The organism is Microbulbifer maximicatervae (SeqCode) (assembly GCF_052468295.1).
The window spans coordinates 1,624,710-1,636,386 of sequence record NZ_CP174340.1 but is presented as its reverse complement, the minus strand read 5'-3'; the positions used below and the strand labels follow the sequence as shown (position 1 = coordinate 1,636,386).

The 11,677-nt window shown below is 47.5% G+C and carries 8 protein-coding genes; 4 read left to right on the top strand and 4 right to left on the bottom strand.

Annotation, left to right across the window (positions count from 1 at the left end; genetic code table 11):
• The first annotated feature begins 285 nt into the window (after positions 1–285).
• Complete coding sequence (locus tag ACJJIQ_RS07500) at positions 286–1,638, top strand: lectin-like protein (protein WP_445364188.1); 1,353 nt, start codon at positions 286–288, stop codon at positions 1,636–1,638.
• A 272-nt stretch (positions 1,639–1,910) separates the two neighbouring features.
• Here the strand turns inward: ACJJIQ_RS07500 and ACJJIQ_RS07495 are convergent, their stop codons facing one another.
• The 4 genes from ACJJIQ_RS07495 to ACJJIQ_RS07480 form a co-directional block, all read right to left on the bottom strand.
• The gene (locus ACJJIQ_RS07495) at positions 1,911–3,158 is read right to left on the bottom strand and encodes a DUF418 domain-containing protein (RefSeq protein WP_445361786.1); all 1,248 of its coding nucleotides are present in this window, start codon (positions 3,156–3,158) and stop codon (positions 1,911–1,913) included.
• A gap of 311 nt (positions 3,159–3,469) precedes the next feature.
• Positions 3,470–4,297, bottom strand: coding sequence for an SDR family NAD(P)-dependent oxidoreductase (locus ACJJIQ_RS07490; protein WP_445364187.1), 828 nt, complete (start codon positions 4,295–4,297; stop codon positions 3,470–3,472).
• A gap of 222 nt (positions 4,298–4,519) precedes the next feature.
• Positions 4,520–5,077, bottom strand: coding sequence for a hypothetical protein (locus ACJJIQ_RS07485; RefSeq protein WP_282932883.1), 558 nt, complete (start codon positions 5,075–5,077; stop codon positions 4,520–4,522).
• 73 nt (positions 5,078–5,150) lie between these two features.
• Entirely contained in the window at positions 5,151–6,044 is an 894-nt protein-coding gene (locus ACJJIQ_RS07480; RefSeq protein ID WP_444908217.1) for a hypothetical protein, read from the bottom strand.
• Positions 6,045–6,243: 199 nt separating this feature from the next.
• Between ACJJIQ_RS07480 and ACJJIQ_RS07475 the strand changes: the two genes are divergently transcribed.
• The 3 genes from ACJJIQ_RS07475 to ACJJIQ_RS07465 all read left to right on the top strand — a co-directional run bounded on the left by ACJJIQ_RS07475 (position 6,244) and on the right by ACJJIQ_RS07465 (position 11,505).
• Entirely contained in the window at positions 6,244–6,645 is a 402-nt protein-coding gene (locus ACJJIQ_RS07475; protein WP_444908216.1) for a hypothetical protein, read from the top strand.
• 193 nt (positions 6,646–6,838) lie between these two features.
• Positions 6,839–8,377 carry an efflux RND transporter periplasmic adaptor subunit gene (locus ACJJIQ_RS07470; RefSeq protein WP_445364186.1) on the top strand — a complete coding sequence of 513 codons (1,539 nt, stop codon included), beginning with the start codon at positions 6,839–6,841 and terminating at the stop codon, positions 8,375–8,377.
• The gene (locus ACJJIQ_RS07465; RefSeq protein WP_445364185.1) at positions 8,371–11,505 is read left to right on the top strand and encodes an efflux RND transporter permease subunit; all 3,135 of its coding nucleotides are present in this window, start codon (positions 8,371–8,373) and stop codon (positions 11,503–11,505) included. The genes ACJJIQ_RS07470 and ACJJIQ_RS07465 overlap by 7 nt, the downstream gene beginning before the upstream one ends.
• Positions 11,506–11,677: the final 172 nt, after the last annotated feature.

The following is an 11,677-nucleotide window of genomic DNA, read 5'->3' as shown; positions in this document are numbered from 1 at the left end:
GAGGTGCTTCTCGTTAATACATTTAAAGTAGCTAACAGGTTATATCTTTTCGATATCATTGCTTTCGCACTCTATTGCCCTTCAGGGGTTTATACTTGAAACATTTGAAGATTATTGAAGTTCCTGATATCCGACCTCACAAGGGAGACGGGTAGAAATAAACTTCATACGTTTAGAGACGCAAGTATTGCTGCATGCGATTACTTTTATCTCGGCAGTCGTAATAGAGAGCGCAATTAAATCTGTTTAAAAAATAACAAACTCAGGCGAACAGTAGGAATAATAATGAAAAAAAACTATTCATGGTCACTCTCGAAAGGGCTAAAGAAGATTTGTATCGCTTTATTTAGTTATATAACGTTGATGAGTACGCCTCTATTTGCAGAGACCGATCCTTATTTAATGTTGGTTCAATTCAACCTCTATTACGATTACGAGACAGAACAAGGTACCAATGACCACGCAAAATATGCACTCGAGCTACAACGGCGCCTGACTTACTCAACACCAATTCGCTATACACAAGTCCTTGCAACACACAACAGTTATAACTCTGATGCCTATGGTGCTATCTGGGTAGGCTCTGAACAATCTGCCAGGGTTAAAGACCAAATTGATATTGGTGCTGAAATTATTGAGCTGGACCTGCATCAGTTCAGTGGTGAACAATATTTTTGTCATGGCTCATTCTACTGTAATTTCTGGCTTGATCCTCAACGCGTTCCTATCTCTACTGTATTGGGAGATTTGAGGGATTGGGCTTACAAGCAGGATCAATATGGCACTAACCGTACAGTAATCGTACATATCGAAAATGCGGTATCGTCCGGTGCCCAGGTAACTTTTAAAAACCATCTTATAGATCAGATAGGCCTGGAATACATTTACACACCCCAAGACTATAGAGAGGACTTTCCCAATGGGGTTGAAGTCACGAGCTATAAACGAACCTCACTTCCCTCTCAAGAGTTATCACGGGAGACAGTCCGTAAACATGATGGTGTAAATGGGAAAAAGAGATTCGTATTTTTTTGGACAAAAAATGACAGCAATATTGGGGATGATAATGAGTCATTCGATGTAATATTCGATGGATGGGGTGGACTGGACAGGCACTGGAAGAGTGGCGATGACGATTCCCTGGACAACTGGGATGACGGTATCAACACCGTAGAACACTATGATGTCAGTGCTACAGACAGCAGATTTCAAAATAAAGGACTATGGTCTTGGGGAGAGGGAGAACCCAATGATCATGGTAACGGAGAGGACTGCGCTGTTATCAGAAGCGACGGGCGCTTTAACGACCGTCAATGTGATCGCTCTTATTCATTTGCTTGTAAAAGGCGGTTAAATGGAGAACTGCATGTAAACGACTTAAAAGATGATGGCGCTATCGATTACCCTGTTATGTGGTCACTGACTACGAGGAAGTCTACCTGGTCGAATGGAGAGAGTGAATGTCAGGCACTGGGTACTCAATGGCACTTCGATGTGCCTCGCAATATGATGGAAGCACTCGCATTGAAAAGTAAGCTGGCAGCTGCCAGTGAGACAGCAGCCTGGATTGCTTATACTGACCAGGATAGTGAAGGTACAATTGAAGGTGACTTTATAATAACAACTGTAGATTACTAAAAAGATATTATAGGGTTCTTTGTCTTAAGGTAATTAGAGATCTACTAACTTTCAACTTGATCTGACAGTTACCCGCTTCTTAAAAGAAGCCCTGTCAGATCAAGTTCAATCATGCCTATTTTTAATATGATAACATCTTATCTTTACGGCCAATCATCCTATAAAAATATTTAAAAGACCTCACAATAAAAAATCTGTGGTACAGGTAACGAGCTACCGATGACTCCTATTCTCAAGGTTAACAGCAGCCCGCCTAATTTTAGCTATGAACTCTATAAGCGCTGTTCGGTCGCAGGTACGCCCCTTTCCTTTATCATCGGTGCAAACCTGAAATATGTTAAAGTTCGCCAAAACCACTCTAGCGGCCCCATACGAAATGCTTTAAGCCAAAGATCCGAATAGGCCAGCTGAAACAGGCACAGCAGCACACAGACCCCAAGTACTTCTATACGTGTCAGCTCACCATATAAACCCAATCCAAAGCCATAAAAAATATAAATGCAAATAAATGATTGAGCCAAGTAATTGGTAAATGCCATCCGCCCAACACTTTGGATCTTGCCTTTGATCCATAGGTGTTTACCTAATTTGAACCAAAGGCAGATCAAGCCGATATAACCGATACTGGTAAATGTGGACCCTACCAAATTAAAAATGGCACCATAGGTGAAATAATCATCCATACTCCAGTCATGACTATAGTTCCAAATAAGCCCTATACCGGTCAATGTCACACCAATAGCCACCCCAGCAATAGCTAGTTTTTTGTAGGCAGACGAACTGGCTTTGCCACGTAGGATATCCAACTTAAACAGGCCCATTCCCAGCAACATCATAGCGGCAGCTTTTAAAACAATGGAGAGACTAAAGTAGGAAATAACGATTGCTGATTCCGGACTAGAAGCTAAATTACCAGCAACTAATCGACTCCCGACCAGATCCCAGAACCCTCCTCGATATATTTCTATATCTTGCTGGATCTGCGCTGTATCAGGGGCAAAAATGGCTGCCGTTGCATATCGAGCTTCTCCTGTTAGGGGTTGTATAAAAGCTCCTGCCAGATATGAGCTATATGCTGACAAGGCAAGGATAATCACCCCCAATGCAATCAGCCAGCTTCCGCGAAACTTGCGGAACAAATAGGCAAACATGGCTATAAATGCATAGATCATCAGGATGTCGCCTTCCCAAATGAAGATGCCATGACAAAGGCCTATCAATAACAGCCAAAAATTTCGACTGTAATGAATTTTTGCAGCAGACTTATTCTGCTGCTCGCGTTTCTCAGCTAATAGTATGATCCCCGCGCCGAATAGCATGGCAAAAAGCCCCATGAACTTTTGATCAGCAAACAAATGGAAAAAGCTAAAGAGAAACTCATTCAAAGGGCCATTTGGCAAATAGGCCTTCGGATTCAAATAAGCCGCCATAGGCATAGAGAAATTTATCATATTCATTAAAGGAAGCCCCAACAAAGCGACTCCCCTTAACAAATCCAGCTGTGATATTCGATCCTGCATATAAGTCCTTTTAAAACTAAAATACGTTGCAGATGTAAAGAGGTGGAGATTACAGGAAAAGAGGAAGAAATCGCTATATTTTTTCTGATCGCAGGTACCAACTAGGACCTTTCTAAGGAAGCTTTGATAAATGGACTTCTAGCCACCCCCATGGGATGAGAGCATGCATTTGAGAAAAAACTTCTCGCAGCGAGTTCCATGGCGCTTCAGATTATATGCTGCTTCGTCAAAGGTGGCTAGGTACAAGATCTTGACGAATAGCGGAATACTACCAAGTTGGCTCGAAATTAATCAGAAGTTCCCTAACTAAGCTAAATATCAATTAACGTATTACTATCTAGCATCGCCTTCGCCTGCTGAAATGCAGTTTCGGGTACATAAGGATGGGAGAAAATCCAAAACTGCCCGCTTTCTATACCACTAGTAATGATATCAGCAGCTTTTTCTGGCTTCATACCTTCAGAAACCACCTTGACAACTTTGGCTTTAACTTTTTTCTCGACTTCAGACTCAGGGTGAATTACCGCTACACTTGCAGGCCTATTACGTGAAGAGTCGAGAATATTAGTTTTTATAGCACCAGGACAAAATACAGAAGTTTTTATAGGCGAGTTAGCCAAACGAAGATCCCGCTCTAAACTTTGCATTAAACCTACAACACCAAATTTTGAAACATTGTAGGCCCCTAAGTACCCTATACCATATAGGCCGGATTCCGATGCTACAGACAATATATGGCCCTCGTCATTCTGTTCGATATGAGGGAGAAATACATGAATACCGTTAATAGGCCCCCACAAATTCACCGATAAAATCCACTCCCACTCATCCATAGAGGTTTCTGCTATAGCCCCCAAAGGACCTATTCCGGCCACATTACAGAGCAAGTGTACCTTATCAAAGTGCTTTAAAGCTCTATCGGCGATGTTTTGCACATCCCCAAGTTTAGATACATCTGCTTGTACGCATATACACTCAGCACCTTTTCGTGCTATCAACTTGGCTGTTGATTCGAGATGACTTAGGGTATATCCGGCTAATACCAACTTCATTCCTTTTTCGGCTAAACGTATTGCTAAAGCCCGCCCTAGTCCACTGCCCGCTCCTGTAACAACAGCAACTTTATCAGAAAAATCCATAACTTTCCTTTTTACAATATATTCAACATGACTAGGAACTTTAGATTCAACAAATCCTTAAATAGTTGATATATAGCTATTCACAGCAATAAAAATTGAATAAATTGAACCTCTACCAATAATCTGAATAACTGCCAGGAATCTTATCCTTTAGCCCTTCAGTTAAAGTCTGTTGTGGCCATTTAAGCCACTTAAACTTTAATTAAGCTATAGATTAACAACCTAATGAACCGGGTATTGTATTTCTTTGGCAATCACCCACATTTTATAATCTGCAGGCATTTCAGATAAGTAATCGAGAGTTCGATAAATAAGATGTTTCTCCATTTCATCGACTCCAGAAGACTTGCTCCAGCCTTCTGCTGCTAACCGGTACATAAAAGTAACCAAAAGGAATTTCTGCTTGCTTGATAACCCATTTCCATGACCATTGATCATCATATGCATAGAAACAAGGTCATAATCCAAGTCAAAAATTGACTCATCAACCTGGACGGATATCTGGGCCGAACGACCCGATACAGAGTTCCCCCGCGCAATCACCTGCATTTCATCAAGAAAGAAGGAGACATGAGCACTATTAGCGGCAGAGCTGTTTTGATAGCGCCCTCTAAGTGCCAAGTCCCTTATCTGACGATTTGAAATTTCACCCTTTAGCCAGAGTTCTGTCATCTGGGTAAACGGGTCGTAGTCCTCGCTCTGGACTATGTACTCATCTGCAAAGGGGGATAAGGAATAGAAAAGCGCGACAAGCCAAAAACAGATCCTTGTTACAGTCATTACAACTACCACTCGAAGTGAAGACCATGCCACGCGGTCGATTATGACGGGAAATCTATTAAATTAAGTATAATCAAGAATTATTGTAGGAACATTGATCGGGAGGACACTTGCACTCATTTACGGGCGAATCAACCGGGGGCTTAAATTCCACATTGATCTTAGCTTTTTTAGCCAGCCTTTTCTCTTGAAGCCTTTCCAAAGCCTCCTTCGTCATTGCGTTTATCTCCCCAGAAAGAAATTTATCAACAAACATTTCGGCTTCTTGATCCAGACTGTAACTACTACGTCCCATTCCCTCTCGTGAGTTATATTTCGATAAGCTATAGGTCAGTAATATCTCTTGAGCTTCACTATCAAACTTACTGAATAGATCTATGATCCAATTAGTTTCCAAGAGGTGTTCAAGAGCTTCAAGATTACCTTGAAGCTCTAAATAGATAGCGGCAAAGTCCTCACCTCCTTGAAGGATCCGGCCTATGTAACCAGCTTCCTCTTTGTGGAAATAATCTAATCTTGCCTGGATGTTTATTTCTTTGATGTCATTGGCGATAACATAGCGACCCAACTTTTCCACTTCAGCCACAGTCATACCAAGCTCATAAAGCTCCTCCTGATTCGTCTTTAACATATACCAAGAAGAGAGTACCCCTAGCAGTCTAAATGACGTCAGCCACGCTCGTTGCTTTCCTAAATCAATCTCGTACCACGCGGACTTTCTCTCAAGCCCATACTTACTGAGGTATGACAAGTCCTCCCCTCTATTAGCAGCTTCCCTAACAGCCCTCATTCTTTGCCAGGCAGCCCAGTTCCGCTCCCTACTCAGCACCCATTCACTGTTAATCTCTTCATTATGTTTATAGGTAGTCGCAAATAACTCCTCGAGAGATGTGCGTTTAGAATCTGCAAAAGAAGGTGCCGCCAATAAGAAGATCAGAAGGAGGCAAACCGGGGGAGTTAATTTCATAGAGACACCTTGTGGTGCTGTTGTAGTCGCATTTATCGAAGGGAATCTACTAACTATCGTCAAGAAATCTCTGCCGAAGGGTTAACCTGTGCCGTAATTACCCCTAGTAGAAGAAAGAAAAACTTGGAAATACCTCTTGGTCACATAGCGAAAGCAACCTTTGTCGAGCAACCGGCCTCTGGTGTATGATTTATCAGTAATGAAGAACTATTCGTCCACATTTCGCGCCAAGCTGATAGCCATGGCGGCCCTGCTCCTGCTGATGTTGCAGGTACAGACCGTGCTCGCCTGCGAAATGATGGAGGACCCCAAGCCATCAGCGGAATGTTGCTGCGATGATATGGCCAAGGGGTCAGACTCAGGTGATGACTGTTGTGGCTATGACGCCCAAGTCTCCCTGAAGACTTCGCTGGACGACCACCAAGTTGCCGTCACCGCCGCATACTTGAATCTGGAACTTCCCCAGTTGGCGCCACCGCCAACTTACCAGTGGCCCCAAATTCTGGCTCCGCCATTCGGTACGCCTGAATTATCTCCTACTGCGACAGAATCCCACCCCGGCAACCGAACCTGGCTTGCCACTTTGCGCCTGCGTATTTGATCACTCCCTTTCTCTCTGACTAGCGAAATATGCCCCCAGCCCATGCTGGCGGCTTCAGAAAGATTGTTCTAGGAGTGAACCTTTTGATTTCCCAACAAGCTATAGCGGCCATTGGTGGCCTGCTCGTTGACCCGTTTATTGATAATGTGCTTTGCGCGCAGATGCCCCTTTCCTTCACTCAGGAGGGTGCCCTATGAGCCAGCAAAAAACATTGAGCTTAATCGCCCTTACCCTGATGTTAGCGGCTACCGGCGCGGCCTTTTATTGGAAGAAAATTTCTGCACAAGCCGAAGCTCCAAATGCCGATTTTGTGCAAGCTGGCCCCTTCCAGATCGCCGTGTCTGTCGACCCGTTGCAACCCCAAGCGGGTAAAAACCAAATTCGAATTGAAGTTCGTAATGCTGACAATGAGCCGATATCTGGAGCTGAAGTTCGCGCGGTAGCCGAGATGCCCGCCATGGGCGCCATGCCAGCTATGCGTGCCGTGGCAGATATCAGTGAATCCAGCCCCGGTATCTTCACCGGTGAAATTGAGCTGGCCATGGTGGGCTCCTGGCCCATGGTGGTAGATGTAGCGACAGGCCACGATAAGCATGTCGATTTGGCCTTTGATATGAGCACCAATCGCAAAGGCCTGCGCCTGAAATCTACGCCTGAGGCTTCAGATACTGCCTATTACACCTGCTCAATGCACCCATCGGTAAGAGCTGCCGAAGCCGGTACTTGCCCTATTTGCGGTATGAACCTGCAACCTGTGAGCCACGATGAACTGCAAAGTGGCAGCATTGTGGTGGATAGCGGCCGGCGCCAGGCCATTGGTATCAAAACCGGTATCGTCGAGCGACAGCCATTCGCTTTGCCCATTCACCTACACGGCCAGGTTACCTATGACGAAACCCGCTTGCGCGATATCAGCCTACGCTTCGACGGCTGGATTGGTGAGTTAGATGCAGATTTTGAAGGAAAGCAGGTTAAACGCGGCGAAGTACTGTTTTCTGTTTACAGCCCGGAGTTGCTCGCAGTCCAAGACGAGTATCTAAAGGCCCGCCGACGTGGCGACGCCCTGGAGAAAGCAGCACGAAGGCGTCTACTGTTGTGGGGCCTATCTGAAGAGCAAATCGACTGGCTGGTTGAACAGCAAAAAGCGCAGGACTATATCCCGATTTTTGCACCCGCCAGTGGTGTGATAATTGAGAAGAATATTGTCGCGGGCTCTGCGTTTGAAAAGGGCGACAACCTGCTGCGCATAGCCGATCTCAGCCAGGTTTGGATTGAAGCCCACGCCTACGAAGATCAGCTGCCGTTGATAGAAAAAGGTATGCCGGCCAAAGTGCGTTTAACCAACGTCTACCACGAGGAAATCCCAGCCACCCTCACCCAGATTGATCCCTTCCTTAATCACAATAACCGCAGTGCACGGCTGCGTGTGACCCTGCCCAATACCGATGGTGAACTGCGCCCGGGACTGTTTGCGGACATCATGTTAACCGCCGAACTGGGAAATCTCCTGGTGGTACCCAGGGATTCAGTATTGATCTCCGGCAAGAAACGCATTGTCTTCCGCGACCTGGGCCAGGGTCGTCTTGAACCGGTACAAGTACGCACCGGATATGGCGACAGCGACAGGATTGTTATCCGCTCTGGCCTCCAGGCCGGAGATAAAATTGTCACCTCTGGAGTATTCCTGATCGCGGCGGAAAGCCGCCTGAAGTCGGGGGTGCAGCAGTGGTAAATTCCGAACCCAAAGGGCTGATTGCCCGAATTATTGGGGCCTGCGCCGGTAAGCCGGGGATCACTTTGATTCTTGTAGCGATCGCAGCCCTGGCGGGATACCGGGCGCTAACCAGTGTCCCCCTGGATGCTATTCCGGACCTGTCCGACGCCCAGGTGATTGTGATGACAGACTGGCCGGGGCGCAGCCCTGACCTGGTCGAGGATCAAATCACCTACCCGCTTTCTACCGCAATGTTAGGACTGCCCAAAGTCAAATATGTGCGGGGCCAGAGCTTTTTTGGTCTTAGCTTTGTCTACGCCATCTTTGAAGACGGCACCGATATTTATTGGGCCCGCTCACGGGTTCTTGAGTACCTCAACCAAGTAGCCGACCAGCTCCCAGAAGGTGTTCAGCCAAAGCTTGGCCCGGATGCTACCGGAGTGGGCTGGGTGTTCCAGTACGCGCTGGTTGATCGAAGCGGTAACAACGATCTGCAAGAACTGCGTGCGCTACAGGATTTCAAGTTGCGCTATTGGCTCACTTCTGTTGAGGGCGTGGCCGAAGTCGCCTCCATTGGCGGCTACGAAAAGGAGTACCAGGTCCAAATCGACCCCCATCGCTTGCAGATGTTTAAGGTTCCGCTCGGCAAAGTGGTCGAGGCCATTCGCCGCAGTAACAATGACACAGGAGGAAGGGTACTGGAGATCGCAGGCCACGAACATATGGTGCGTGGCCGGGGCTATATCCGCAGCGTTGACGATCTCGAAGACGTGGTGATCGGGGTCAATGCGGCAAAAATTCCGGTGACTTTGGATCAGGTAGCGGATATTACCCTGGGGCCTGCAATGCAGCGCGGTATTGCCGAGCTGGACGGCGAGGGGCAGACCGTAGGTGGCATCGTAGTAATGCGCTACGGTGAAAATGCCCTCAAGGTTATTGAGAGAGTTAAAGAGCGCATCGAGCAAATCCGTGCAGGCCTACCGGAAGGCGTTGAACTGGTAGTGACCTACGATCGCTCACAATTGATTAATAGCGCGATCGACAATCTCAAAAGCACCTTGATTGAAGAGATGCTAGTGGTCGCCGCCGTGATCGCTATTTTCCTACTCCACGCCCGCTCCGCATTGGTAGCCGTAATCACTCTACCGATTGCTGTTTTACTGGCCTTTATTCCACTGTCCCTACAAGGGCTTACCGCCAACATTATGTCACTGGGAGGTATTGCCGTAGCCATCGGTGCCATGGTGGATGCGGCAGTGGTAATGGTGGATAACATCCACAAAAAGCTGGCAGCCGATGGGGATAAGGAGTTGTCTCCAGGCGAGAAAAGAACGCTAATCGTTCGGGCAATGCAGGAAGTCGGACCGAGTATTTTCTTCTCCCTGATTATTATCACGGTTTCATTTCTGCCGGTATTCGCGCTGGAAGCTACCGAAGGCCGCCTGTTCAAACCCCTCGCCTACACCAAAACCTACAGCATGGCTTTCGCCTCCCTATTGGCAATCACCTTGATTCCAGCTCTTGCTGTACTGCTAATGCGCGGCAAAATTCGCAACAGGGAAAATCCGATTTCCCGCGTTTTAGTCCATACACTACAACCAGTGATTCACTTTTGCGTACGGCAACGCAAGGTTGTAGCCACTCTCGCGGTACTAGCTCTGGTTTCTGTGGCTTACCCCATTAGCAAACTAGGTGGTGAATTTATGCCGCCACTCAATGAGGGCAGCATCCTGTATATGCCTACCGCCCTACCCGGCATGTCGGTTACCGAAGCGGGCAAGGTGCTGCAACAAATGGACGAGGAACTGAAAGCCTTCCCAGAAGTAGAGCATGTCTTTGGCAAGATTGGCCGCTCCAATAGCGCCACCGATCCTGCACCGCTCTCAATGGTAGAAACCGTTATCACCCTGAAATCTAAAAGTGAGTGGCGTCCCGGCATGACTTGGGACGACCTGCTGGCGGAAATGGATGAAAAGCTGCGCTATCCCGGTATGCCCAATATCTGGTGGATGCCCATCCAAACCCGCACTGAGATGCTTGCCACCGGCATTCGCAGCCAGCTCGGCATCAAAGTGTTTGGAGATAACCTGGAGGAGATCGAACAGACCGCTTTGGCCATCGAAGAAGCACTGCGCAGTGACCAACGCACTTCGGAACAAACCCGAAGCGTCTTCGCCGAGCGTCTAACCGGCGGTTACTTCCTGGACTTTGATATCGATCGCGCACGGGCTTCCCGCCACGGCTTGAATGTACAGGATATCGAAGATGTGATCTCCGCAGCGGCTGGTGGCCTGGCCGCAACCCAGACCATCGAAGGCCGCGAACGTTACGATGTGTTAGTTCGCTATGCTCGCGACTACCGGGATACTCCTGAACAGCTTGAACAAATCCTGGTCCCCGCTTCTGATGGTTCCCAAGTGCCCCTGAACCAGCTGGCTGATCTGGACTTCCGCACTGGCCCGCCCATGATCCGCAATGAGGATGGGCAGTTGGTGGGCTTGGTATTTGTCGACTTGAAGAGCGATATCGGCGTTGCAGATTATGTTAATCGCGCAAAGCAGGTTGTTGCCGATCAGGTTAATCTGATTCCCGGGCAACGTATCGCCTGGGCCGGCCAATACCAGTACCTGGAGCGCGCCAAGTCCCGCCTGCAATGGTTAGTGCCCCTGACTTTGTTAGCTGTGTGCTTCCTCCTGTATCTGCATCGAGGCAGGCTATCCGACACTCTGTTTGTACTCACCGCCATGCCTATGGCACTGATCGGCGCCTTCTGGCTGCTATACCTGCTCGACTACAAACTGAGCGTTGCTGTATGGGTCGGCATGATTGCCATGGCTGGTCTCGCCGCTGAGATGGGGTTATTAATGCTGCACTACTTATCTGCCGCCGGAAATAACTCGGAGCGCGGCAATACCGCGACTGTTGCCCAAGCGGCAGCTGGCCGTATTCGCCCGATGCTAATGACCAGCCTGACACTGTTAATTTCATTGATACCAGTCATGGTTTCCGATGGCACCGGCGCAGATGTTATGAAACGGATCGCAGCACCAATGGTGGGCGGCACCATAACCACACTGCTATTTGTGTTATTAGTGATGCCCGGGGTTTTCTATCAATGGAAAGCTCGTGAAGGTAAGCAAAGCTGACTTAAATAAATTGGGGCACCGGGTTGACGCTACCCTGTGCCCCTGCACTCTTCGCACAAGAAGATAATCTGGATAGAAGAGACTTTGACGGGAACAAGGTGATTCATAGGTTTCTTCAAGGTTAACTGTTAAAATTCCATACAAATTTTGTATTGCACAATCTGCAAAATTG